Raw genomic sequence first — 24,757 nt, 5'->3', positions numbered from 1 at the left:
CTCTACCGTGAACTTGTCACTGTCAAGATCGGAGTTTGTCATGGCTGTAGTTCTCGCCCTGGTGTTCGGCACGCTTGCGGCCCGGGTCGTCGGCTGGTTGGGAATCGACTACGTCGACAGCTGGCCCGCGGCGATCGCCGTCGGACTGGCCGCGATGTTCGCGCTCACCGGCGTCGCGCATTTCGTCAACCCGCTGCGCCGCGACATGATCGCGATCGTCCCGCCGCGGCTGCCCGCACCTGCCCTGCTGGTGAGCATCACCGGCGTGCTGGAACTTCTCGGCGCGGTCGGGTTGCTGTATCCGCCCACCCGGGTCGCGGCAGCGGTGTGCCTGTTCGCGCTGATGCTGGTGATGTTTCCCGCCAATGTCTACGCGGCCCGGATGCCCAACCCCCCGAAGTCGATGAACACGCGGCTGCCTCTGCGCACCGCCGAACAGGTGCTGTTTCTAGGCGCCGCCGCCATCGTGGTCGGCCTTGGCGGCATCTAGCAGCCAGGCGTACTGGAACGCGGCTTCCTTCCAACGTTCATAGCGTCCGCTGATGCCGCCGTGGCCGGCGTTCATCTCCGTCTTCAGCAGCACCGGCTCGCTGTCGGCCTTGGTGTAGCGAAGGGCGGCAACCCATTTCGCCGGCTCCACGTAGTAGACCCTGGTGTCGTTGAGCGACGTCATCGCCAGGATCTTCGGATACCGTTTGGCGGTCACGTTCTCGTACGGCGAGTACGACTTCATGTACTCGTAGACGGCCTTGTCCTCCAACGGATTTCCCCATTCGTCCCATTCGGTGACGGTCAACGGCAGCGACGGGTCCAGGATCGTGGTGAGCGGGTCGACGAACGGCACCACGGCCAGAACTCCCGCGAACACCTCGGGCGCCATGTTGGCCACCGCACCCACCAACAGTCCGCCTGCGCTTCCGCCGTGCGCCACCAGGTTCTCCGGGCGCGTGACGTCGGTGGCCACCAGATGCTCCGCCACCGCGACGAAATCGGTGAAGGTGTTCTTCTTCTCCAGCATCTTGCCGTGCTCATACCATGGCCTGCCGAGTTCGCCGCCGCCGCGCACGTGCGCGACCGCGAAGACCATTCCGCGATCCAGCAGCGACAGCCGCGCGATGGAGAAGCGCGGGTCTTCACACATCTCGTAGGCCCCGTAGCCGTACAACAGCGTCGGCGCCGGAAACTGCACGCCGATGCGGTGCACGATCGAGATCGGGATGCGGGCGCCGTCGGGCGCGACGGCCCAGTCCCGGCGCTCCACGTAGTCCTCTGGCCGGTAATCGCCGAGCACAGGCTGCTCGCGCAGCAGCGTGCGCTCACCGGTCGCCAGGTCGAAGTCGTAGATCCGGACGGGCGTCACGAACGAGGTCGCGCCGATCCGCAGCTTCGGTGAGCTCCAGTTCGGGTTGCCTGCCAGACCAGCCGACGTCAACTCGGTGTCGAACGTGATCTCTTGGGGCTGCCCGTATCGGCCGTCCTCATAGAGCGGCCACAGCTGGATCTTGGGCAGCGCCTCGCTGCGGTAGCCGACCACCAGATGCGATTCGAACGCGTCCACCGAATCCAGCCGCACGTCGTCGCGGTGCTCGATCAGCGTACGCGTCGCAGTCGGATCGGATACCGGCGCCTCGACGAGCGTGAAGTTCTCCGCACCGTCGTTGTGCAGGATCAGGAAGCGGTCCTGCCCGCCGACAACAGCGTGTTCCACCGAGTACTCGACGAGTTCGCGGCGCGGCCACACCGTGGCGAATTCGGCCTGCGGGTCACTCGCGTCGGCGTAGCGCATCTCCGACGTGACGGCGCTACCCGCCGCGATCAGGATGTACTTGTCGCTTCGGGTGCGGCCCACCGCGAGCCAGAACCGTTCGTCGGGTTCGTGATATGCGCGTTGCGCGGGCAACCCGGACCCGATGCGGTGGCGCCAGACGGTGTCGGGACGCCACGCGGCGTCGACGGTGGTGTAGTAGACGGTGCGGTTGTCGGCCGCCCACGTCACCCCGGGAGCGATCCCGACGATCTCGTCATCAAACAGCTGGTTTGTGCGTAAGTCCTTGAACCGCAACGTGTACCGTTCGTCGCCCTTGACGTCGACGGAATACGCCAGCACGGTGCCGTCCAGGCTCACCGACGCGGCGCCCAGCGCGAAGAACTCGTGTCCGTCGGCCTCCACGTTCTCGTCGAGCAACACCTGCTCGCCGGGTATCTCGGTGTTCTCGTCGAGCACCGGCGGCGTCCAGTCGTCGGGGTCCTCGACCGGGCAGCGGCAGTGCACGCTGTACTGCTGGCCTTCGAAGCTGCGCCCGTAATACCACCAGTCCTGGCGCCGGGTCGGCACGGAGAGGTCGGTCTCCTTGGTCCGGGCCTTGATCTCGTCGAAGATCTTCTCGCGCAACGGCGCCAGGTGTGCGGTGACGTGCTCGGTGTAGGCGTTCTCGGCGTTGAGGTGCTCGATGACCTCGGGGTTGGATTTGTCGCGCAGCCACTCGTAGGGGTCGACGAAGACGTCGCCGTGATGTTCGCGGCGGTGTTCGATGCGCTTGGCTTCAGGAGGGTTCACGCGGCGGTTCCGATCCAGTCGGCGAAGTTGCGGCCGGAAATACGTTCGTAGGCCTCGATGTAGCGCGCTCGTGTGGCGTCGACGATGTGCGCGGGTAGCGGTGGGGGTGGGTCCTCCCCGTAGCGGTCCCAACCGGACTCCGGGCTGGTGAGCCAGTTGCGGACGAACTGTTTGTCGAAGCTCTGCTGCACAACCCCTTCTTTCCAGTCGTCGGCGCGCCAGTACCTGCTCGAGTCGGGGGTGAACACCTCGTCGGCCAGTCGCAGCGTGCCGTCGTCGTGCACGCCGAACTCGAACTTGGTGTCGGCCACGATGATGCCCTTGCTCAGCGCGTAATCCGCGCCCTGGCGGTAGGTCCGTAGGGTGACATCGCGCACCTGCTCGGCGCGCTCGGCGCCGATCAGATCCACCACCGCGTCGAACGAGATGTTCTCATCATGCTGTCCCAGTTCGGCTTTGGTGGCCGGGGTGAACAGCGGCTCGTCGAACCTGCTGGCTTCGACCAGCCCGGACGGCAACGCGATCCCGCACAGCGTGCCGCTATTCTGGTAGTCGATCAGGCCCGAGCCGGTGAGGTAACCGCGGGCCACCGCTTCCACCGGAAGCATCTCGAGTTCGGCCACCACCAGCGCGCGGCCGAGCACTTCTTCGGGGATGCGCTCGTCGTCGGGCGGGCCGGCCAGGTGGTTCGGCGCATCAGCCGACCGGGCCAACAATTCGAAGAAGAACACACTCATCGCGGTCAAGATGCGGCCCTTGTCCGGGATCTGCGAGTCCAGGATGTGGTCATAGGCCGAGATGCGGTCGCTGGCGACGAACAGCAGCGTCGCGTCGTCGACGCGGTACAGCTCACGGACTTTACCGCTGGCCAGATGTTGGTAGTCGGACAGAGCGGGGCGCATCCGGCCAGCCTATCGGGCAGCATCAACCGCATGAGTTCGCGGTTTCTCCCCTATGCCACGACGCCTTCGCGCTTCGTCGGCCAGTTCCTCAGCGACGTCGTCGTGCTCGGCTGGACCATCGTGTGGCTGTCGGTCGGCGCGGCCGTGCAATCCGCGGTGGCCACCATCGCCGCCGTCGGCCGCCAGGTCGAGATCGGCGCCAACGGTGTCGCCGACAACCTCGACACGGCGGGCAGCCGCACTGACGATGTGCCGTTCGTCGGTGATGCGCTGGCCAAACCGTTGCGGGCGGCCGCCGATGCCGCGCTCGACATCGCCGGTGCCGGGCACAGCCTCGACACCACCGCGTCGTGGCTGGCGTGGGTGTTGGCGCTCGCCGTGGCCGCCCCGCCGATCCTGTTCGTCGCGATGCCGTGGCTGATGCTGCGGGTGCGGTTCGCCCGTCGCAAGTGGACGGCGATCACGCTGGCCCGTACGCCGGCGGGCGAACAGTTGTTGGCGCTGCGGGCACTGGCCAATCGGCCGCTGGCGCAGTTGGCGCAGATCCATGCCGATCCCGTCGGGGCCTGGCGTAACCACGACGCGGTGGCGATCCAGGGTTTGGCCGCGCTGGAGTTACGCGCGGCCGGCATCCGCCGTTAGCGATTTGTGCACGATTTCCCGCGGTGACCGCGGGTTTTCGTGCACAAATCGCGGGGATGGAACCGTTCTCGGTCGCGGCGCGTCTGCTTAAGTGTGCTGGAGGACTACCTTCGCGACCACGACGGCGTCATCACGCTGGCTCAGGCGCGCGCCGCAGGCCTCAGCGACGACGCAGTCGGCAGGCGGGTCCGCTCCGGCCGGTGGCTTCGGTGCTCGCCGGGTGTGTTTTTCGCCGACGATCGCCCGTTCACCGACGCGTCACGAATCCGCGCAGCGGTCTGGTCTCATGGTCCGCTGGCAGTCGCCAGCGGCTTGAGCGCAGCATGGTGGCACGGACTAACCGGCTTCGCACCGGATGTCGTCGAAGTGACGGTACCGAGAGTCAGCAATCATCGGCGGCGGCCGGGAGTCCGCACTCGACGACGCGACTTGGCGCCGAAGGACATCGTCGAACGAAAAGGCTTGCAGATTACCGCGCTGCCGCTGACGGTCGTCGAAGCAGCCGTCCGTCGCGGCGGTGCGATGCTGATGGATGCGGCATTGCAACGACGCGTCGAACTGCCGCAGCTCTGGCGTGCACACCTACGAAACAAGGGCCGCCATTCGCCCTGCTCGGTTGGCAGGTGCTGCGCTTCACATGGCTGGACCTCGCCGAGTACCCCGACCGCGTCATCGCCGAGATCAAGTGCGCGTGCCGCTAGCCGAGCATGCGCCGCCACACCCGCCCGTAGGAGTAGCGCGCGGTGACCGAACCGAACCGCACCCGCCCGCGCACGACGAGGTGCAGCTGCGCCGAGTGCGGACCGTAGGGCACCTTCAAGGTGGCGCTGCCGCCGAGGGTGCCGACGCCGTTGAGATCGGCCGTGGCGCCGTCGGGCAGGATCAGCTCGGTCGAGCTGAAATAGTCGTCGATGTCCAGCACGACGGACGGGCTCTGCAACGTGGCGCTGGTGAAATCCAGCGTGGTGTCGCACATCCGGGTGTGCAGCCGCAGGTGCGAGGGCACCGTCCACTGTCCGCGGCGGGTGATCGTCGACATCCGGCCCCGCACCAGCTCACCGCCGTCCGGCGACGCCGACGGCGACTGCGGCAGGTCGGCCAGCACCGCACGCAGGTCACCGCGGGTGCGGGCGGTCAGCACCGTGTCGAGCCGCTCGCTGAACTCGTCGAGCGTGAGCAGGCCCTGGCCGACGGCGCGCTCGAGCAGTTGGCGCGTGTGTTCACGGTCGGCATCGGACACACGCAGGTTCGCGTCACCGGAGTCCATGCTTCAAGGGTAGGCGCTGGCGCAGATGGTGCCCCAACAGCGATAGCCCCGCGATCGACACGATGCCGGTCGCCATGACGGCGGCGAACGCATCGGGCTTCACACCTGCAGCTCGACCACCAAATGCCGGATGCCGGTGTGCCGGTTGCTGCGTGTCCACTCCACGGGTTTTACCAGCCGCGCCGACGAGAACCGGGTCAGCAGCTCCCCGAACAGCACCCGAAGCTCCAAACGAGCCAGGTTCGCCCCGAGGCAGTAGTGCACGCCGTGCCCGAAACCCAAGTGCGGGTTGGGTTTACGGGTGATCTCGAACGTGTCCGGTTCGGCGAACACCGTCGCGTCGCGGTTGGCCGAACCTTCCCAGACCTGCACCTTCTCCCCGGCATGGAGGTGGCAGCCCGCCAGTTCGACCTCGCGCGTGGCGGTACGCCGCTTCGACGGCGACGGCGACGTCCAGCGCACCATCTCCTCGACGGCGGTGGGCAGCTGGTCCAGATCAGTGCGCAGCGCCGCCAGTTGGTCGGGATGCTCGATCAGTGCGAGCAACCCACCTGCCACGGAGTTGCGGGTGGTCTCGGCTCCGGCGCTGAACAGCAGGCTGAAGAACAGGTACAGCTCCAGCTCCGACAAGCCCTCCTCGAGCGTGGCGTTGGCGACGACGGACAACATGTCGTCGGTCGGCTCGGCGCGCTTGGCCGCGATCAACTCCTGGCCGTATGCATACATCCTGGCCCCGGCTTCCTCCACCGACACCGGCCCGACCTGCCCCAGTTCGGCTCTGCGGGCATCGCCGAAGTCGAACTGCGGCTCGATGGCGTGGAACAACCAATGGCGTTCGGACTCAGGAACTCCCAGCAAGATGCAGATCATCTGCATCGGCAGTTCGGCGGCGATGTCGACAAGGAAGTCGAACGGCTCCCCTGGCACCACGGCGTCCAGCAGCCGCCGGGCCCTGGCGCGTAGGTCGTCCTCGACTCGGCGGATCATCCGCGGGGTCAAACCGGAGCTGACCAGCCGCCGGATCTCGGAGTGTCGCGGGTCGTCCATCATGTTGAGCACCTGCCCGGCGACCGACAGGTCTTGCAGCAGCGTGCCGCCGTACGGTCGCTCCCCACCGGTCACCGACGAATAGGTCGCCGGATCACGCAGCACGGCAAGGGTTTCGGCGTGGGTGGCCACCGACCAGAAGCCCTCACCGTCGGGGGTGTGCTCGGTCGGTTCATGCCAGTACACCGGCGCCTCACGCCGATGCAGCGCGAACAGCTCGTGCGGAAAACCGTCGGCGAAGTTGTCCAGATCGGTGAAGTCGACCCGGGCCAGCTCCGCTGCCGAGGTCACAGGATGGCACCCGAGGTGTACTTGGCCGCTTCGGGGTAGCGGCTGACCAACTCGTCGACGGCCTCGACGACCCGGTCCACCTGGTCACCGGCCGCACCGGTGAAGGCTTGCTTGTCGGCCAGGGCCGCGTCGAGCGCGGGCCGGTCCAGCGGCAGCCGCGTATCGGCGGCGAGCCGGTCGAGCAGGTCGGGTTCGAAACCCTTCTCCCGCATGGCGAGCGCGACGGCCACCGCGTGCTCCTTGATCACCTCGTGAGCGGCTTCGCGACCCATACCCGCGCGCACCGCAGCGATCAGGATCCGGGTGGTGGCCAAGAACGGTAGGTACCGGTCGAGTTCACGCTGGATCACGGCCGGATAGGCGCCGAACTCGTCGAGCACCGTCAGGAACGTTTCGGTCTGCCCGTCGATCGCGAAGAACGCGTCGGGCAGCGCCACCCGTCGCACCACCGAGCAGAATACGTCGCCCTCATTCCATTGCGCGCCTGCGAGTTCCGCAGCCATCGACGCGTAGCCACGCAACACCACCTGCAGCCCGTTGACCCGCTCACACGAGCGGGTGTTCATCTTGTGCGGCATGGCCGACGAACCGACCTGCCCCGGGGCGAACCCTTCGGTCACCAGCTCGTGGCCCGCCATCAACCGGATGGTGTGCGCCAACGAGGACGGGCCGGCACCCACCTGAACCAGCGCCGAGACCACGTCGTGGTCCAGCGACCGCGGATACACCTGCCCGACGCTGCTGAAAAGCTCGGTGAACCCCAGGAATTCGGCAACCCGGCGTTCCAGGTCGGCCAGCCGGGCGGTGTCTCCGCCGAATAGGTCGAGCATGTCTTGTGCGGTGCCCATCGGGCCCTTGATTCCGCGCAGCGGATAACGGTCGATCAGCGAACGCAGTCGTTGCAGCGCGATCAGCATCTCTTCGGCGGCCGAGGCGAACCGCTTGCCGAGCGTGGTGGCCTGCGCCGCGACGTTGTGGCTGCGGCCGGCCATCACCAGGTCGCGGTAGCTGATCGCCCGCTCGGCCAGCCGGGCCACGACGGCGACGCCATGGGAGTGCACCAGTTCCATCGACCGGCGGATCTGCAGCTGTTCGACATTCTCGGTGAGGTCGCGGCTCGTCATGCCCTTGTGCACGTGCTCGTGGCCGGCCAGCGCGTTGAACTCCTCGATGCGCGCCTTGACGTCGTGGCGCAGCACCCGTTCGCGTGCTGCGATCGAGGACAGGTCGACCTGTTCGAGCACCCGCTCGTAGTCGGAGAGAGCAGCCGAGGGCACGTCGACCCCCAGCTCTACCTGCGCGCGCAGCACCGCCAGCCACAGTCGGCGCTCCGCGACGATCTTGGCCTCGGGCGACCAGATGGTCGCCATCTCCTCGCTGGCGTAGCGGTTCGCCAACACATTGGGGATCGTCACAGCCACACAGCTTACGGGCCACCGGGCGGGCCCAGACCTAGTCCGGCGCGTCGCTCAGATGCTTCTCGTCGAAGAGCTCCGCCGAGTCGACACCGAGCCGACGGTTGATCACCATCGTGATGAAGAACAGCACGATCCCGATCGCGACCAGCGCCAACGCGACGACGTACTGCTGGGCGGGCCGACCCGACAGCGGGGTCACGAGATACAGCGACACGATGAACCCGATCACCGGCAACGCCGTCGGCGTGCGGAAATGTCGGCCGCCCGCGACCACGTCGCGCCGCAGCACCAGCACGGCGACGTTGACCATCGCGAACACCGCGAGCAGCAACAGCGACGTGGTGCCGCCGAGCACCGCGATGGCGTTCGAGCTGGCGAACACCGACACGTAGAGGATGAGCCCGAACGCGATCAACGTGGTGAACACGATCGCCACCCATGGCGTGCGGGTGCGCGGATGGACAGTGCCCAGGACCGGCGGCAAAACGTGTTGGCGGGCCATGCCGTAGATCAACCGGCTGGCCATCAGCATGTTGATCAACGCGGTGTTGGACACTGCGAACATCGAGATGAACGGGAAGATCTCTTCGATCGGCAGGTTTGGCGCGCCGGTCTTGACCACCTCCACCAGCGGAGTGTCGCTGGCGGCCAGCGTGCCGACCGGCACCAGCGCCACCGCGACGATCGCCACCAGGATGTAGACGACCCCGGCGATACCCAGACCCGAAAGCAGCACCTTGGGAAAAATGTTCACCGGATCCTTGGTTTCCTCGGCCATGTTCACCGAGTCCTCGAATCCGACCATCGCGAAGAACGCCAGCGACGTCGCGGCGGTCACGGCCATGAACGTGTTCTTGTCCGACGCGGTCTCGAACGCGACCACCCGGCCGAAGTCGACGTCGATCCCGCGGGTGAAGGCCCACAACCCGACGAAGAGCACCAGCATCAGGCCGGTCGCCTCGATGATCGTCAGCACGACATTGAGTTTCACGCTCTCGCCGACACCGCGCAGGTTGACCATCGCCAGCAGCGCCATGAACAGCAGTGCGAGGACGGCGATTCCGAACTTGCTCCAACCCAGCCCGAAACCGGTGTCGAAGTTGGCGGCGAAAAAGCGCGATGCGGTGGACGCCGAAGTGATACCTGAGCACATCACCACAAAGGCGACCAGGAATGTCACGAACTGGATACCAAACGCCTTGTGCACGTAGAGCGCAGCACCGGCGGCTTGCGGATACTTCGTCACCAGCTCCAGATAGCTGAATGCGGTGAGGGTCGCGATCAGAAACGCGATCAAGAACGGAAGCCACGCCGCCCCACCGACTTCGGCCGCGACGTCACCCGTCAGCGCGTAGACGCCGGTGCCGAGGATGTCGCCAACGATGAAGAGCAGCAACAGGCCGGGGCCCAGCACCCGTCGTAGTTCCGGCTCCTGATTCGCGGTGGCGGGAGTGCCCATCAGCTGTCCCGGGCCTTTCCTGGGCCCGCCGCTACGCGATTCGCTCGTCGACCGGCGCCAGGACATCGATGACGTCGATGAGCGTGGCGCGTGCCGATGCGCGTGGACCGTCGCCGTCGCCGACGAGCGCGGCCACCACCGCACCGTCGACGGCGTTGACCAAGGCCGTCAGGTACTCGGACCGCACCGACCGCCCGGAGCGCTCGATCACCTCGATGACGGCGTCGGTGCGTTGGCGCAGGATCTGCCGCTGGATGTCGCGCAGCATCGGTTGGCGCGCACATGCGATGTAGCGCTCGTACCGCGAGATCAACTGTTCGCTGCCGCCCTGCCCGACGGCGTCGTCGACCAACAGGTCGACCAGGATGGCGGCGGTCGACTCAGCGCCGCGACGGCGCCGCGGCAGCATTGCCACCCGCGCCCGCAGTTGTTCGGTTTCGCGTTCACCGACGTGTTCGACGGCCTTGGCGATGAGGTCGTCCAGCGAGGAGAAGTAGTACGTCGTCGACGCCAACGGCAGCCCGGCGCGACGGGCCACCGCGCGGTGCCGGACCGCGTCGAAGCCGCCTTCGCACAGCAGATCGGCAGCCGCGCTGACCAGCGCGCACCGCCGACGTTCTCCCTTAGGAGTGACTGCTGCCGTCACCTCTAGCATGCTGCCAGCCGGGCGGGTCTCCCATTGCGCTTTCGGCCAATCAACAGGCTTTACTCAGAAACTCTCGGCGATGGCATGATGGCCGCCATGTCCGAACTGAGCCGGCGCGCGCTGCTGCGTCTGGGCGGCAGTGTGACGGGTGTGGCCGCCGGGATGGCAGTCTTTCGCACGGCGCCTACCGCGGCCGCGGCACCGACCTACGTCGAGGGCTCGTTCGTCTCGGCGGCGCGCGGCGGTGTGACGACCAATTGGGCGATCGCCCGGCCACCGGGGCACGCCGGCCCGCTGCGTCCGGTCATCGCGCTGCACGGTAAAGGCAGCGACGCCGCCACCGTCATGGCCGGCGGTGTCGAACAAGGTCTGGCCCAGGCGGTGGCGGCGGGCCTGCCGCCGTTCGCGGTCGTCGCTGTCGACGGTGGCGGGAGCTACTGGCACAAGCGCGCATCCGGTGAGGACTCCGGCGCCATGGTGCTCGACGAGCTCATCCCGATGCTGGGCGAGCACGACCTCGACACCTCGCGGGTGGCGTTCCTCGGCTGGTCGATGGGCGGCTACGGTGCGCTTCTGCTCGGGGCGCGGCTGGGGTCGACCCGGACGGCGGCCATCTGCGCGGTGAGCCCGGCGCTGTGGACTTCCTCGGGCGCGACGGCTCCCGGCGCGTTCGACGGCGCCCACGACTACGCGGCCAACAACGTGTGGGGACTACCTGAGCTCGGCCGCATTCCGATCCGGATCGACTGCGGCACCGGCGATCCCTTCTATGCCGCGACCAAACAGTTCATCGCCCAACTACCCAACCCGCCCGCCGGCGGCTTCTCGCCCGGCGGACACGACGGCGGGTTCTGGAGTTCGCAGCTGCCCGCTGAGCTGACCTGGATCGCGCCGCTGCTGACCGGCTGACTTCCTGCGCGAGCAGACACAAAAGGTGGTGTTGCGGCCGGGTTTCACACCATTCTCTGTCTGCTCGCGCGTGGGCGCAACTCGCCGTCAAAGGGTGATGCGGCCGTCGACCGCCGCCAACCCAATATCACGACGAAAATGGCTGCCGGGCAACCGGATCGAGTCGATCAACGCGTACGCGGCGGCACGGGCCGCGGCCAGGTCGGACCCGGTGCCCACCACCGACAACACCCGACCGCCGCACGACACGATTGCACCGTCGGCGCGGCGGGCGGTGCCTGCGTGCAGCACACCGTCGACCTCACAGCCCGCGATGACGTCACCGAGCCGGGGGCGGCTCGGGTAGTTCTCAGCGGCCAGCACCACGGTCACCGCGGCGCCGTCGCGCCAGCGCAGTGGAGGCACCTCGGCCAGCGTGCCGGTCGCCGCGGCGTAGCACAGCTGACCGACCGGGCTGTCGAGCAGCGCTAGTACGGACTGCGTCTCGGGATCGCCGAAACGGCAGTTGAATTCGATGACGGCCGGCCCGTTCGAGGTGATGGCCAGTCCGGCATAGAGCAGCCCGGAGAAAGGGCTGCCCCGGCGAAGGAGTTCGGCGGCAACGGGTTTGACGACCTCGTCGACGATGCGGTCGACGGCTTCTGCCGGCAACCACGGCAGCGGCGCGTATGCACCCATCCCGCCCGTGTTGGGGCCGGTGTCGTTGTTGCCGACGCGTTTGAAGTCCTGCGCCGCCAGCAGCGGCACCACCGTCTCCCCGTCCACGATGCAGAACAGCGATACCTCAGGGCCGTCCAGGAACGACTCGAGCAGCACCGGATGCCCGGCGTCGAGCAGGCTGGCGGCGTGCGCGCGGGCCACGTCGCGGTCGGTGGTCACCACCACGCCCTTGCCCGCGGCGAGCCCGTCGTCCTTGACCACCCACGCCGACTCGCCGCTCGGCGGCCCAAAGCGGTCCAGCGCCGCGTCCAACCGCGCCGGGTTGTCGACGATCTCGCTGCGCGAGGTGCGCACCCCGGCGGCGGTCATCACGTCTTTCGCGAACGACTTGGAGCCCTCGATGCGCGCGGCCGCCTTGCTGGGTCCGAAACAGGCGATACCCACCTCGCGCACGGCGTCGGCGACGCCGAGCACCAACGGCACCTCCGGGCCGATGATCACCAGATCGGCGCCGAACTGCTTGGCCAACGTGGCGACAGCCTCGCCGGAGGTGATGTCGACGTCGTGTTGTTCGGCGATGGCCGCGGTGCCGGCGTTTCCGGGGGCGATGGCCATCGCCTCGACCTCCGGGTCGCGGCGCAGGGCGAGCAGCAACGCATGTTCACGGGCTCCGGAGCCGATCACCAGGACACGCACAGCGCCAACTCTAAACAACTTCACTTGGCCATACACTTGACACCGGGGTGTATGGTCGAAATATGACGCAGAGCACCTGCCCGTTTTCGCCGGGATGGGACTTCACCGACCCTGACCTGCTGCTCAAGGGCATACCCGTCGCCGAGTTCGCCGAGCTGCGCAAAACCGCCCCGGTGTGGTGGAACGAGCAGGCGGAATCGATCTTCGACGACGGCGGCTACTGGGTGATCAGCCGCCACGAGGACATCAAGGCGATATCCCGCGACGGCGATCGGTGGTCGACCAACCGCAAGGGTGTCGTCATGCGGTTGCCCGAGGGCACCGACGCCGAGCAGCTCGAGCTGACCAAGGCGCTGCTGATCAACCACGACGCACCCGAGCACACCCGGCTGCGCAAGATCGTCTCGCGGCTGTTCACCCCGCGGGCGGTGGCCGGCCTGGAAGAGAAGCTCGCCAACGCGGCGCGCGAAATCGTTGCCGCGGCAAAGGATAAGGAAAGCGGCAACTTCGTCGACGACATCGCGATGAGGCTGCCGCTGCAGGCGATCGCTGATCTGATCGGTGTCCCCGAGGCCGATCGGCAGAAGCTGTTCGAGTGGACCAACTCGATCATGAACACCGACGATCCGGACTACGCAAGCGATTACGCGGCGGCCAACGCCGAGCTGATGGGCTACGCCTATGCCATGGCCGAGGAGCGTCGCCGCTGCCCGGCCGACGACATCGTCACCCGGCTGGTGGAGGCCGACATGAATGGCGAAGCCGGTGAAGGCCTCCAAGACGTCGAGTTCGCGTTCTTCGTCATCCTGCTGGCGGTTGCGGGTAACGAGACGACACGCAACGCGATGACCCACGGCATGAACGCGTTCTTCGAGAACCCCGACCAGTGGGAGCTCTACAAACGTGAGCGGCCGCAGACCGCCGCCGACGAGATCGTGCGCTGGGCCACGCCGGTGCACTGCTTCCAGCGAACGGCGTTGGCGGACACCGAAATCGGCGGCGTCACGATCCGCGAGGGGCAGCGCGTGGGGCTGTTCTACAGCTCGGCCAACTACGACGATGCCGTGTTCGAGGCGCCCTTCCAGTTCAACATCAGCCGCGACCCCAACCCGCACCTGGGCTTCGGCGGCAACGGCGCGCACTACTGCATCGGGGCGAACCTGGCCCGGATGGAGATCAACCTGATCTTCAACGAAATCGCCGAGCAGATTCCTGACGTCGCCAAACTGTCTGAACCGCAACGCCTTCGGTCCGGGTGGATCAACGGGGTCAAGGATCTGCAGGTGTCGTACTCAGGTTGATTCGGCTGGCTGAGTAGGATTTCGCCGTGCGCACCCACGGTTGGTCCGGTTCGACGCCAGCGACCGATGACGAGGCCATCGAGCGTATCCTCGATGCCGCAGGCAAGGCCATCGACGCCCGCGGCGCGGAGTTCTCCATCGCCGACGTGGCCCGCGCGCTCGGGGTGACCCGGCAGACGGTGTACCGGTATTTCCCCAGCACCGACGCCCTGCTGCAGGCCTCGGCGCAGCGGGCGGCCACCGACTTTCTCGACCGGTTGGCCGACCATCTGCAAGGGCTCTCCGACCCGCGGGAAGCGGTCGCCGAAGGTATCGCCACCGCGCTGGAGTGGATCCCCAAGGACAAGCACATCGGCCTGCTGCTCATGCCGGGTAAGGCCAACGCCTTCAGCCAGACGGTGACATCCGACGTCGCGTTGCAGTTCGCCGATGCGCTGCTACACCGTTTCGACGTCGATTGGGCCGGGCTGGGCTTCGCCCAGGACGACCTCGAAGAGCTGGCCGAGCACCTGCTGAGGATCATCCAGTCGTTCGTCATCGACCCGGGCCGCCCACCGCGACAGGGCCTCGAGCTGCGTGACTACCTGCGCCGCTGGGTCGGGGCTGCCCTCCCGACGCGCTGAATTGCCGCGCGATGCACGGTCCGGCCGGCCATAGACTTGTCACCATGGGCGCCCTGGACGGCTTTCTGACGACGTGGTCGCACGCCCGCGCCACATTCGGCGAGGGAAGTCCGCAGGCCGGCGCCGAGTTCGACGAAAGCGCACGGCTGCGGATGCTGCAGGGCGACGTGGAATCGGCCGTGCCGACCTCCGAGTGGACCGGTGCGTCCTCCGACACCTACGCGGACGAAAACATCCGCCACGGGCGCACTCTCGGCGCGCTCGCCGAGCTGGATCAGCGGCTGGCCGCCGAGGTCGACCGCTCCGCGGCCGTCGTCGCGGCTGGCCGCCGCGAGCTCGACGCCGTCAGACAGTGGGTGCTCGACGCCGCAGCCACCGCACCCAACGAGCAGATGGTCTGGCCGGTGGTCAGCAAGGGCGCCCGCGAGGTCGCGGAGATCATCGAACGCGCGCACGGCGACCTGTCGGCGATCGCCGAACGGATCCGTTCGCTCGGCGGCCAGTACGGGGAGCTGGGCGACGATAACCGCGACGCCTAGAGCACGGTGAGCGGCAGCGACTTGCGCGGCTGGAACGCAAAAGTCGCGCCGCCGCTGACCTTGGCGACCGAAACCTCGGAGAATTCCTTGGCGGCCGTGTCGGTTTCGACGATGCGTGCCGTCCAGTTCTGCTGATCGCCACCGATTTCCACGTCGAGGTGGCGGTCCACGGCGGCGACGATGGCCTGTAACGGGCGCTTTTCGTCCGGCGTCACCAGCGACACCCAGGCGCCGTCCTCGTGGGCGGGCGAGCGCCGCACCCCTACGACGTCGGGCCCGAACTCGGCGTCGACGTAGGCGGCGGGGTTCAGCAGCGGGTGCAACTGCAGCACCCGAACGGACCCCTCGATGCCGCCGGGCAGTTCCAGTGCCTGGTGGATACGCTCGGCGCCCAGCCCGGCGACGCCGATGAGCTGCTTGGTGCAGATCTCGGTGGCCAGCGCTTGGTCGGTACCGGCGCGCTTGCCGACGGCGATGACGAACGACAGGTTCAGCAGGTGCATCTGCAGGCAGATTTCGTCGGCCATGCGCACCAGCGCCGAGTGGGAGAACGCGGAGAAGTCCAGATCCGTCACCAACGGACCCGAGTAGTCCGACTGACCGTCGTCGTCGGGATCGATCGGATCGAGGTCGGTTCGGGCCGCACACGTTCGGCGCACCACGTCGAGCACGGGGTGATCGTCGACCGGCGGGTAGGACTCGTCGATGATCACGCTCCACGCACAATGCGGTTGCCGGTCGGCGGGTTCGCGCGGCGGGCGGTGGATCGGACGGATCTGGGCCTTACGGTTGGTCGCGACCGCGGTGGCGTCGAATGTGGGGTCTTCGATGTCGTGGCACATGCCGCGCACATAGTCCTCGCCCATCGGTTCGACGTCGAGCAGCGCACCGCAGTGGTCGAGCTGGAACTCGCCGTGCCAGCGGTCGTGCACGGTGTAGCGGAAATCCATGAACTGCGGCGGCGCACCGATGTCGAGCTGCAGGCCCTTGAAGATCGTGATGACGTCGTCACCCTGGTAGCGCAGCGCCTCCTGCATCCGCTTGGTGTAGATGGGGCTGGCGCCCATCCATTCCTCGATCGCGATCTGCAGCATTTCTTCTCGGCCGAAATTACTGATGCACCAGGCCATTCCGGACCGGTCGATCATCTGGCCGATCAACAGCAGCTCCGGGAGCAAGGTGGCCAGCTGCTCCCGGGACAGCCCGGCATACCTACTGGTCATCGAGCGTCTTCCCGGAGTGCATCTTCACTGCCGCGTTCACGTTGGCTTTTTTGTCCTCGCCTTTGCCCTTCTTGCGGTTCTTGATGACCTTGCTGACCGCCCCGTCCAACTTCGAGCCCAGCGGGAACCCGAGGTAGTGGGTCAAGAAGACCGCCATCTCCTTGAGTTCGTCCTCGGTCATCTCATCGTTGGCCAGCGCCGCGTTGGCCTGGATCTCGGCGAGTTCGGCGCTCCCGACGGCGGTTACGGCGGTCAGTGTCATGATCCGCTTGTCGCGCATCGACAGGCCGGGACGCGTCCAGATGGTGCCGAAGAGATGGTCGACGGTGAGATCGAAGTACGGGTCGCCTTCGATGTTGGGCATCTCCCAGCCGTAGACCTCGTTCATCTTCTCGAGGCCTTTGCGGCGCTGTTCGTCCACGGTGCTACTCCTTTGTGTGCGGTACGCCCAACCCTGCAGCGAGGTTCTTCAACGCGAGCTGTGCCAGCGGGAGGTCGACACCGGTGTCCTCGCCGAGGGCGACGGCAAGGGTCAGGTCCTTCTCCCCCAGCCCGCGGGTGTGCAGGAACGGTTCGTAGAGGAAATGGTGGGCTTCAAGCGGTTTCGTGTCGTCGCGGAACATGATCGCGCCCGGCCCACCGGTCAGCTTGTCGGTGTGGCGCACCACGTTGCCCAAATCCTGCAGGTTCACCCCGGCGGCTTCGGCCAGCTGCTGTGCCTCGCACACCGCGGCATAGCCGACGAAGGTCAGCATATTGCGGGCGATCTTCATCCGGGTGCCCGCACCGGGTGCGCCGGCGTGGATCACCAGCGATGCCCACTGCTTGAACGGTTCGCTCACCAACGCGAACGCCTCGTCGCTGGCGCCCACCATGGTCGCCAGCTGACCCTTCTCCGCAGCGCCCGCGCCGCCGCTGACCGGCGCGTCGGCGATATGAATACCTTTGGGCTGCAGCTCCGCTGCGAGCTGCTCGGCGGTCTGCGGGCTGATCGTCGAGTGGATCGCGATGACGGTGCCCGGCTTCGCGTGTGCCGCCAACTCGCCGACGACGGTGCGCACCTGCTCATCGTTGAGCACCGTCACGCTGATGATGTCTGCACCGGCCACGTCGGCGACGCTGTCGGCAAGCGTCGCACCGACTTCGGCCAGCGGCGTCATCGCCTCGGTACGCACGTCGTACACCGTCACGCCGCCGGGCCATTTGACCATCCGCTTGGCCATCGGCGCGCCCATGTTTCCCAGCCCGATGTAGCCCAGCTTCACCTGCTCGCTCATGACCGGATGATCTGTCCGCCGTCGACGTTGAAGATTTGGCCGGTGATCCACTTGGCCTGATCGGAGAGTAGGAACAGGCACATGCCGATGAGGTCGTCGGGTTGTCCCATGCGCGACAACGGGATTCCCTTCACGATGTCGGCGACCATCTCCTGCGGCGTGGTGGTGCGGTTCGCCTCGGTGTCGATGGGGCCCGGGGCGATCGCGTTGATGCGGATGTTCATACCGCCCAGTTCGCGGGACAGTTGTTGGGTGAGCCCGTTGACCCCGACCTTGGCCAGCCCGTAGAAGTTCGCGTACATCCATGCCGCGGTCGAGGACTGGTTGACGATCGCTCCCCCACCGCGTTTGGCCATCTTCTTGTACACCGCGCGGGTACACACCAGCGCGCCGTCGAGGTTCACGCTCATGAACTTCTTGTAGTACTCCCAGTCCACGGTGAGCAGCAGGTCCAGCTTCATCCCACCGAAGATCGCCGCGTTGTTGACCAGGTAGTCGATGCCGCCGAATTCCGCGAGCGTACGGTCGGCCATGGCTTTCGCCGAGTCGATGTCCGACACGTCGACGGGCACGCTGATCGCCGTGCCGCCGTCGGCGCTGATCTGCTTGGCCACCGCTTCGGCCGCCTCGGCGTTGATGTCGGCCACCACCACCGCCGCACCATCACGGGCCAGCGCCTCGGCGTAGGCCTGGCCGATCCCGCCACCGGATCCGGTGACGATCGCCACCTTGTCGTCGAACTGCCCCATCGTGTTCCTTCCTCACTGCCGAGTGTGGGCTTGATGCACGTTCTCGCGCTCTTTCGCGTGCGGGTAATCCACGTTCGGCGGGTGAAAAGTCAGACCGCTGTCGCGATCGCCTTGATTTCCAGGTACTCCTCGAAGCCGGCCAGCCCCATTTCCCGGCCGATCCCGGATTGCTTGTATCCGCCGAACGGCATATCGGCCGAATACCAGACGCCGCCGTTGACGTTGACCGTACCGACGCGCATCCGTGCTGCAACGCGGTTGGCGCGCTCGACGTCCGGGGAGAACACGGTGCCGGACAGACCGTAGGGCGAGTCGTTGGCGATGCGGACGGCGTCGTCGTCGCCGTCGTGGGCGATCACGGTGAGCACCGGGCCGAAGATCTCCTCGCGCGCCACCTTGGCGTTGTTGTCCAACCCGGCGATCACGGTGGGCTCGATGAAGAATCCCCTGTCGCGGCCGGCGGGTCGACCACCGCCGGCGGCGAAGCGGCCGCCCTCCTCGACGGCCGAATCGAGATAGCCCTGCACGCGGTCGCGCTGGCGCGCCGAAATCAGCGGGCCGCAAATGGTTCCGGCGTCGTCGGGATCACCCGGGACCAATCCGGCCATGGTCGCCGCGGCGGCGTCGACGGCCTCGTCGTAGCGGGCCCTCGGCACCAGCAGTCGGGTGGTGATTGCGCAGCCCTGGCCGGCGTGCATCGACGCGGTGAACGCCGACATCGAGCAGGCACCCGCCAGATCGGCGTCGTCGAGCACCACGAACGCCGACTTGCCACCGAGTTCGAGGAACACCTTCTTGACGGTGGCCGAGCCGTCGGCCATCACGTTGCGGCCGGTCGCCGTCGACCCGGTGAACGAAACCATGTCCACCCGTGGGTCTTTGGAGAGCAGCGCGCCGACGCTGTGGTCGCTGGCGGTGACGATGTTCACCACGCCCGCCGGGATGTCGGTGTGCTCGGCGATCAGCTCCCCGAGCACGGCTGCGCACCACGGGGTGTCCGGGGCGGGTTTGAGTACCACGGTGTTACCGGCCGCCAAGGCGGGCCCGAGCTTGGCGAGGTTGATCTGATGCGGGAAGTTCCACGGCGTAATAGCACCCACTACCCCGACTGGCTCGCGGGCGATCGTCCGGTGTGTCTTGATGCCCATCGGCGAGGCGACACCGAGATCGGTTGTCCACTGGTAGTTTTCGGCGGTGTCGGCGCAGAAGCTCAGGTCGGCGACGGGTCCTTCGAGCTGCGCGGCGGAGGTCAGCATGCGCGGCGCGCCGACCTCGGCAATGGTGATCTCGCGCAGTTCTTCGACGTGCCTGGTCATCGCCTCCTGCAACTGGCGCACGCAGCGCACCCGCAGCCCGGAGTTCGTCGACCAGTCGGTGTCGTCGAAGGCGCGACGCGCCGCCTCGATCGCGCGACCCATGTCGTCAGCGTTCGCGTCGGCCGCGACGCCGAGCACCTCCTCGGTGGTCGGGTTGATCGTCGGGAACGTCCCCACACTTCCCGCGACAAGCTTGCCGTCGATGAACAGTCGACTCTCGCGATTGGCTAGCAGTGCCATCGGCCTCCGATCGAACGCTACTGGACAACTGTCCGAAATGTATCAGTCGAACCATAGTCGCAGATCGTCGCGCCTGGCAAGGGCGACTTCTCCTACCTGCACGCTTGCCGATGAATGTGTTCATCGGATACCTTGGACACGTGTCCAGCGATCCGGCGGTTGCGATCACCAGCCCGCCCACCGAGGCGTCCGGTGAAACCCCGCGCAACCGGCGCCAGGAGGAGACCTTCCGCAAGGTGCTCGCCGCCGGGATGGAGATGCTGCGCGAATCCTCGTACGCCGATCTGACCGTCCGCGCGGTCGCGGCGCGCGCCAAGGTCGCACCCGCAACGGCCTACACCTACTTCTCCTCCAAGAACCACCTGATCGCGGAGGTCTACCTGGATCTGATGCGTCAGGTGCCGTACTTCACCGACGTCAACGAGAGCCGGCTGGTCCGGGTCGAGAAGACGCTGCGCAGCATGGCGCTGATGATCGCCGACGAACCCGAGTTCGCGGCCGCATGCACGACGGCGCTGTTGAGCGGAAATGACGCCGCGGTGCGCAGCGTGCGTGATCGCATCGGCGCGGAGATCCACCGCCGCATCCGCGCAGCCATGGGCCCCGACGCGGATCCGCGCATGTTGTCGGCGTTGGAGATGACGTTCTTCGGCGCGCTGGTCAACGCGGGCAGCGGCGCCTTCACCTATCGCCAGATCGCCGACCGCCTCAGCTACGTGGTCGGCCTGATCCTCGGAGAGGATCCATAGATGAAGCTCGGAGCAGAACAGTGACCGTCCCGACCAGCGACCTGGTGCTGGACCCGTACAACTACGACTTCCACGAAGACCCGTACCCCTACTACAAGCGGCTGCGTGACGAGGCGCCGCTGTACCGCAACGACGAGTTGGGGTTCTGGGCGCTGTCGCGGCACAGCGATGTGCTGCAGGGTTTCCGCAACAGCACGACGCTGTCGAACAAGTACGGCGTGTCACTGGATCCGGCGTCGCGCGGCCCACATGCGTCGAAGACGATGTCGTTTCTGGCCATGGACGACCCCGCACACCTGCGGCTGCGCACCCTGGTCTCCAAAGGCTTCACCCCGCGTCGAATCCGCGAACTGGAACCTCGGGTCACCGAGATCGCGGTGCGGCATCTCGACGTCATGCTGGAGAAGGCCGATGCCGGAACGGTTGACTACGTCAACGAATTCGCGGGCAAGCTGCCGATGGACGTCATCTCCGAGTTGATGGGCGTGCCGGAACCCGACCGAGATCAGGTGCGCGCGTGGGCCGACGGCGTCATGCACCGCGATGAAGGCGTCACCGACGTGCCGCCGGCCGCCGTCGAGGCCTCGATCAACCTCATCGTCTACTACCAGGAGATGGTGGCCGGGCGCCGCAAGAAACCCACCGACGACCTGACCACCGCGCTTCTGGAGGCCGAGATCGACGGTGACCGGCTCACCGACGACGAAGTGCTCGGGTTCATGTTCCTGATGGTCATCGCCGGCAACGAGACCACCACGAAACTGCTTGCCAACGCGGCGTATTGGGGCCACAGAAACCCCGACCAGCTCGTTCCGGTGTATGCCGACCTGGACCGCGTACCGCTGTGGGTGGAGGAGACGTTGCGCTACGACACTTCCAGCCAGATCCTGGCGCGGACGGTGGTCGGCGACCTCACCCTGTACGGCACCAAGATTCCCGACGGCGACGTCGTGTTGCTGTTGCCGGGTTCGGGGCATCGCGACGAGCGGGTGTTCGACGAACCCGACGAGTACGTGATCGGCCGCGACATCGGGGCGAAGCTCCTCAGTTTCGGCAGCGGTGCGCACTTTTGCCTCGGTGCGCATCTGGCCCGGATGGAGGCGCGGGTCGCGTTGACCGAACTGTTCAAACGAATCCGGGGATACGAGGTCGACGAAGCCAACGCCGTCCGCGTCCACTCGAGCAACGTCCGCGGATTCGCCCACCTACCCATCACTGTTGAGGTTGCCTGATGCCACGCTTTGATCCACTTCCGGACCGTCGACCCGCCATCGTGGCGGGCGCGTCGTCGGGAATCGGCGAAGCCACCGCACTGCATCTGGCGGCGCGCGGATTTCCCGTCGCCGTCGGGGCACGGCGCGTCGAGAAGCTCGACGAGCTGGTCGGCAAGATTCGGTCCGACGGCGGCGAGGCCGTCGGGTTTTACCTCGACGTCACTGATCCCGACTCGGTCAAATCGTTTGTCGCCCAGTCGGTTGAGGCACTCGGGGAGATCGAGGTGCTGGTCGCCGGCGCGGGTGACACCTACTTCGGCAAGCTCTATGAGATCAGCACCGACGAGTTCGAATCGCAGCTGCAGATCCATCTGGTCGGCGCCAACCGATTGGCCACCGCGGTGCTGCCGGGGATGATCGAACGCCAGCGAGGCGATGTGATCTTCGTCGGCTCCGATGTCGCGCTGCGCCAGCGCCCACATATGGGCGCCTACGGCGCCGCTAAGGCAGGCCTGGTGGCCATGGTCAACAACCTGCAGATGGAACTGGAGGGCACCGGCGTACGCGCGTCGCTGGTGCATCCCGGGCCAACCAAGACAAGCATGGGATGGAGCCTGCCTGCCGAGAAAATCGGTCCAGCCCTTGAGGACTGGGCGAAGTGGGGACAGGCCCGGCACGATTACTTCCTGCGGGCGTCGGATCTGGCCCGCGCCATCACGTTCGTGGCCGAGACACCGCGCGGCGGGTTCATCGCGAACATGGAGCTTCAGCCCGAAGCCCCGTTGGCCGACAACACCGACCGTCAGAAGCTCGCACTGGGCGAAGAGGGGATGCCAGGACATGGCTGAATCAAGTGCCGCGACGACCGCGATCGTGCCCCGGGTTTCCGGCGGCGAGGAAGAACACGGACACCTTGAGGAGTTCCGCACCGACCCGATCGGGTTGATGAGGAGAACGCGGCAGGAATGTGGGGATGTGGGCTGGTTCCAGCTCGTCGACAAGCACGTCATCCTGCTGTCCGGGGCGGAGGCCAACGAGTTCTTTTTCCGTTCTGCCGACGAGGATCTCGATCAGGCCGAGGCGTACCCGTTCATGACACCGATCTTCGGCAAAGGCGTGGTGTTCGACGCCAGCCCCGAGCGGCGCAAGGAGATGCTGCACAACTCGGCGCTACGTGGCGAACACATGAAAGGCCACGCGGTCACCATCGAAGGCGAAGTGCGCAAGATGATCGCCGACTGGGGCGATGAAGGCGAGATCGAGCTGCTGGACTTCTTCGCCGAGCTGACCATCTACACCTCCACCGCATGCCTGATCGGGTTGAAGTTCCGCAACCAACTCGACCACCGGTTCGCCGAGTACTACCACGACCTCGAGCGCGGCACCGACCCGCTGTGCTACGTCGACCCCTACCTGCCGATCGAGAGCTTCCAGCGCCGCGATGCGGCACGGGTGAAACTGGTTGGGCTGGTGCAGGAGATCATGGACCAGCGGCTGGCCAACCCGCCCAAGGACAAGGCCGACCGCGACATGCTCGACGTGCTGGTGTCGATCAAGGATGAAGACGGCAATCCCCGGTTCTCCGCAGACGAGGTCACCGGGATGTTCATCTCGCTGATGTTCGCCGGGCACCACACCAGCTCGGGCACGTCGGCCTGGACGCTGATCGAGATGATCCGCCATCCCGAGGTCTACCGGGAAGTCACCCAGGAGCTCGACGAGCTCTACGCCGACGGGCAAGAGGTGAGTTTCCACGCGCTGCGCCAGATCCCGCTGCTGGACAACGTTGTCAAGGAGACACTGCGGCTACACCCGCCGCTGATCATCCTGATGCGGGTGGCCCAGGGCGAGTTCGAAGTGGCCGGCTTTCCGATCCACAAAGGTGACTTTGTCGCCGCGTCACCTGCCATCAGCAACCGGATCCCCGAGGACTTCCCCGAACCGGACGCGTTCAAGCCGGAGCGTTACAACAAGCCCGAGCAGGCCGACATCGTCAACCGCTGGACGTGGATTCCGTTCGGCGCGGGCAGACACCGCTGCGTCGGCGCGGCATTCGCCCAGATGCAGATCAAGGCAATCTTCTCGGTTCTGCTGCGCGAGTACGAGTTCGAGATGGCCCAGCCCGCCGACACATACCGCAACGACCACTCCAAGATGGTCGTGCAGTTGCAGCGCCCTGCCAAGGCCCGCTACCGCAAGCGTCGGTCGTAGGAGGAGCCGATGGGTTACCGAGTCGAAGTGGATCTGGACCTGTGCCAGGGCCACGCCATGTGCGAACTGGAGGCACCCGACGTGTTCGCGGTGCCCAAACGCGGCAAGGTCGAGATCCTCGACTCCGAGCCGCCCGACGACGCCCGCGCGCAGGTCGAGGAGGCCGTCCTGCTGTGTCCCACCCAAGCTTTGTCCATCAGAGAAATAGGAGACTGACAATGCCGTCATTGCCGCGTGAGCAAATGGAAGATTGGGTCGAGAAGTGGCTGGAAGCCAACCGTCAGGCTGAACGGGACGGTGACTGGAAGCCGTTGGCAGAGTTTTTCACCGAGGACGCGACCTACGGCTGGAACATCGGCCCCAAGGAGGACGTGATGTGCGTCGGCCGCGACGAAATCCGTGACGTCGCGCTGGGCCTGGAGATGGAAGGCCTGGAGAACTGGGTCTACGAGTACCAGCGGGTGCTGATCGACGACAAGCTCGGTGAGATCGTCGGCTTCTGGAAGCAGATTGTGAACAAGTCCGACGGCACCCAGGGCGAGATCTACGGCATCGGCGGCAGCTGGTTCCGGCTCGCCGCCCAACGACAGGACGGGGCGCTCAAGATCGAATGGCAGCGCGACTTCTTCGACTTCGGCCACGTGTCCTCCATGTTCGGCAAGCTGATCGAGTCCGGCGACCTGTCTGCAGGGATGCAGAAGCGCATCGAGCGCTCGCTGGCCGGAGAGAAGCTGCCGGGCTACTACCCGGTGGGACAGGCGCCCGTGCCGCTCTGGTGAACCCGGCCAAGCAGTTGATTGGGGGTGCCTGTGACGCATCTA

The 24,757-nt window shown here is 66.5% G+C and carries 25 protein-coding genes and 1 pseudogene; 13 read left to right on the top strand and 13 right to left on the bottom strand.

The window, feature by feature from the left end; genetic code table 11:
* Positions 1-40: 40 nt before the first annotated feature.
* Positions 41-490 carry a DoxX family protein gene (locus tag ABQE44_RS00790; RefSeq protein ID WP_448393603.1) on the top strand — a complete coding sequence of 150 codons (450 nt, stop codon included), beginning with the start codon at positions 41-43 and terminating at the stop codon, positions 488-490.
* On the opposite strand, the gene ABQE44_RS00785 is transcribed toward ABQE44_RS00790, so the two are convergent.
* Both ABQE44_RS00785 and ABQE44_RS00780 read right to left on the bottom strand, forming a co-directional pair.
* The gene (locus ABQE44_RS00785; RefSeq protein WP_448393602.1) at positions 449-2,557 is read right to left on the bottom strand and encodes a S9 family peptidase; all 2,109 of its coding nucleotides are present in this window, start codon (positions 2,555-2,557) and stop codon (positions 449-451) included. The two genes, ABQE44_RS00790 and ABQE44_RS00785, sit on opposite strands and share 42 nt — an antisense overlap.
* A complete protein-coding gene (locus ABQE44_RS00780; protein WP_448393601.1) occupies positions 2,554-3,459 on the bottom strand; it encodes a phosphoribosylaminoimidazolesuccinocarboxamide synthase in 906 nt (301 codons plus the stop codon). The genes ABQE44_RS00785 and ABQE44_RS00780 overlap by 4 nt, the downstream gene beginning before the upstream one ends.
* 30 nt (positions 3,460-3,489) lie before the next feature.
* On the opposite strand from ABQE44_RS00780, the gene ABQE44_RS00775 reads away from it, so the two are divergent.
* On the top strand, positions 3,490-4,101 hold the full coding sequence (locus tag ABQE44_RS00775) for a hypothetical protein (RefSeq protein WP_448393600.1): 612 nt from the start codon (positions 3,490-3,492) through the stop codon (positions 4,099-4,101).
* A 93-nt stretch (positions 4,102-4,194) separates the two neighbouring features.
* Positions 4,195-4,802 (top strand): annotated as a pseudogene (locus ABQE44_RS00770) (type IV toxin-antitoxin system AbiEi family antitoxin domain-containing protein).
* On the opposite strand, the gene ABQE44_RS00765 reads toward ABQE44_RS00770, so the two are convergent.
* From ABQE44_RS00765 to ABQE44_RS00745, 5 genes are all read right to left on the bottom strand, one after another.
* Positions 4,799-5,368, bottom strand: a complete 570-nt coding sequence (locus ABQE44_RS00765; RefSeq protein ID WP_448393599.1) for a DUF1707 SHOCT-like domain-containing protein — start codon at positions 5,366-5,368, stop codon at positions 4,799-4,801. The pseudogene ABQE44_RS00770 and the gene ABQE44_RS00765 sit on opposite strands and share 4 nt — an antisense overlap.
* A gap of 99 nt (positions 5,369-5,467) precedes the next feature.
* Complete coding sequence (locus ABQE44_RS00760; RefSeq protein WP_448427790.1) at positions 5,468-6,706, bottom strand: cytochrome P450; 1,239 nt, start codon at positions 6,704-6,706, stop codon at positions 5,468-5,470.
* Complete coding sequence (gene purB / locus ABQE44_RS00755; RefSeq protein ID WP_448393597.1) at positions 6,703-8,121, bottom strand: adenylosuccinate lyase; 1,419 nt, start codon at positions 8,119-8,121, stop codon at positions 6,703-6,705. The genes ABQE44_RS00760 and purB overlap by 4 nt, the downstream gene beginning before the upstream one ends.
* Positions 8,122-8,158: 37 nt before the next feature.
* Complete coding sequence (locus ABQE44_RS00750) at positions 8,159-9,583, bottom strand: APC family permease (RefSeq protein WP_448393596.1); 1,425 nt, start codon at positions 9,581-9,583, stop codon at positions 8,159-8,161.
* A gap of 31 nt (positions 9,584-9,614) precedes the next feature.
* Positions 9,615-10,238, bottom strand: a complete 624-nt coding sequence (locus ABQE44_RS00745) for a TetR/AcrR family transcriptional regulator (RefSeq protein WP_448427788.1) — start codon at positions 10,236-10,238, stop codon at positions 9,615-9,617.
* Between the two features lie 78 nt (positions 10,239-10,316).
* On the opposite strand from ABQE44_RS00745, the gene ABQE44_RS00740 reads away from it, so the two are divergent.
* Complete coding sequence (locus ABQE44_RS00740) at positions 10,317-11,138, top strand: alpha/beta hydrolase (protein WP_448427786.1); 822 nt, start codon at positions 10,317-10,319, stop codon at positions 11,136-11,138.
* A gap of 87 nt (positions 11,139-11,225) precedes the next feature.
* Here ABQE44_RS00740 and purD read toward each other — a convergent pair whose 3' ends face one another.
* A complete protein-coding gene (purD, locus tag ABQE44_RS00735; RefSeq protein ID WP_448427784.1) occupies positions 11,226-12,494 on the bottom strand; it encodes a phosphoribosylamine--glycine ligase in 1,269 nt (422 codons plus the stop codon).
* Positions 12,495-12,556: 62 nt separating this feature from the next.
* Here purD and ABQE44_RS00730 point away from each other — a divergent pair, with 62 nt between their 5' ends.
* From ABQE44_RS00730 to ABQE44_RS00720, 3 genes are read left to right on the top strand one after another with little or no spacing between them, the layout of a single operon-like run.
* Positions 12,557-13,795: a cytochrome P450 gene (locus ABQE44_RS00730; protein ID WP_448427782.1), complete on the top strand. Its 1,239-nt coding sequence runs from the start codon at positions 12,557-12,559 to the stop codon at positions 13,793-13,795.
* A gap of 26 nt (positions 13,796-13,821) precedes the next feature.
* A complete protein-coding gene (locus ABQE44_RS00725) occupies positions 13,822-14,418 on the top strand; it encodes a TetR/AcrR family transcriptional regulator (RefSeq protein WP_448393591.1) in 597 nt (198 codons plus the stop codon).
* A 44-nt stretch (positions 14,419-14,462) separates the two neighbouring features.
* A complete protein-coding gene (locus ABQE44_RS00720; RefSeq protein WP_448393590.1) occupies positions 14,463-14,957 on the top strand; it encodes an EspA/EspE family type VII secretion system effector in 495 nt (164 codons plus the stop codon).
* Here the strand turns inward: ABQE44_RS00720 and ABQE44_RS00715 are convergent.
* The 5 genes from ABQE44_RS00715 to ABQE44_RS00695 all read right to left on the bottom strand — a co-directional run bounded on the left by ABQE44_RS00715 (position 14,954) and on the right by ABQE44_RS00695 (position 19,762).
* Positions 14,954-16,180 carry a hypothetical protein gene (locus tag ABQE44_RS00715; RefSeq protein ID WP_448427780.1) on the bottom strand — a complete coding sequence of 409 codons (1,227 nt, stop codon included), beginning with the start codon at positions 16,178-16,180 and terminating at the stop codon, positions 14,954-14,956. The genes ABQE44_RS00720 and ABQE44_RS00715 overlap by 4 nt on opposite strands.
* A complete protein-coding gene (locus ABQE44_RS00710) occupies positions 16,170-16,601 on the bottom strand; it encodes a carboxymuconolactone decarboxylase family protein (protein ID WP_448394814.1) in 432 nt (143 codons plus the stop codon). The genes ABQE44_RS00715 and ABQE44_RS00710 overlap by 11 nt, the downstream gene beginning before the upstream one ends.
* A gap of 4 nt (positions 16,602-16,605) precedes the next feature.
* Positions 16,606-17,457 (bottom strand): NAD(P)-dependent oxidoreductase, encoded by an 852-nt coding sequence (locus tag ABQE44_RS00705; protein WP_448427778.1) that lies wholly within the window; start codon positions 17,455-17,457, stop codon positions 16,606-16,608.
* Positions 17,454-18,206: an SDR family oxidoreductase gene (locus ABQE44_RS00700; RefSeq protein WP_448394812.1), complete on the bottom strand. Its 753-nt coding sequence runs from the start codon at positions 18,204-18,206 to the stop codon at positions 17,454-17,456. The genes ABQE44_RS00705 and ABQE44_RS00700 overlap by 4 nt, the downstream gene beginning before the upstream one ends.
* Positions 18,207-18,295: 89 nt before the next feature.
* The gene (locus tag ABQE44_RS00695; protein WP_448427776.1) at positions 18,296-19,762 is read right to left on the bottom strand and encodes an aldehyde dehydrogenase; all 1,467 of its coding nucleotides are present in this window, start codon (positions 19,760-19,762) and stop codon (positions 18,296-18,298) included.
* Between the two features lie 140 nt (positions 19,763-19,902).
* On the opposite strand from ABQE44_RS00695, the gene ABQE44_RS00690 reads away from it, so the two are divergent.
* Genes ABQE44_RS00690 through ABQE44_RS00665 form a run of 6 tightly spaced genes read left to right on the top strand, consistent with a single transcriptional unit; the run spans position 19,903 to position 24,715 of the window.
* On the top strand, positions 19,903-20,511 hold the full coding sequence (locus ABQE44_RS00690) for a TetR/AcrR family transcriptional regulator (RefSeq protein WP_448394810.1): 609 nt from the start codon (positions 19,903-19,905) through the stop codon (positions 20,509-20,511).
* A gap of 20 nt (positions 20,512-20,531) precedes the next feature.
* Entirely contained in the window at positions 20,532-21,743 is a 1,212-nt protein-coding gene (locus ABQE44_RS00685; protein WP_448427774.1) for a cytochrome P450, read from the top strand.
* Complete coding sequence (locus tag ABQE44_RS00680) at positions 21,743-22,573, top strand: SDR family oxidoreductase (protein ID WP_448394808.1); 831 nt, start codon at positions 21,743-21,745, stop codon at positions 22,571-22,573. Before ABQE44_RS00685 ends, ABQE44_RS00680 begins: the two co-directional genes overlap by 1 nt.
* Complete coding sequence (locus ABQE44_RS00675) at positions 22,566-23,936, top strand: lanosterol 14-alpha demethylase (RefSeq protein WP_448394807.1); 1,371 nt, start codon at positions 22,566-22,568, stop codon at positions 23,934-23,936. Before ABQE44_RS00680 ends, ABQE44_RS00675 begins: the two co-directional genes overlap by 8 nt.
* Positions 23,937-23,945: 9 nt before the next feature.
* Positions 23,946-24,152: a ferredoxin Fdx gene (locus ABQE44_RS00670; RefSeq protein WP_448427772.1), complete on the top strand. Its 207-nt coding sequence runs from the start codon at positions 23,946-23,948 to the stop codon at positions 24,150-24,152.
* A 2-nt stretch (positions 24,153-24,154) separates the two neighbouring features.
* Positions 24,155-24,715, top strand: coding sequence for a nuclear transport factor 2-like protein (locus tag ABQE44_RS00665; protein WP_448427770.1), 561 nt, complete (start codon positions 24,155-24,157; stop codon positions 24,713-24,715).
* Positions 24,716-24,757: the final 42 nt, after the last annotated feature.

Source organism: Mycolicibacterium sp. XJ2546, assembly GCF_053483195.1.
This window is presented reverse-complemented; position numbering and strand designations above follow the sequence as displayed.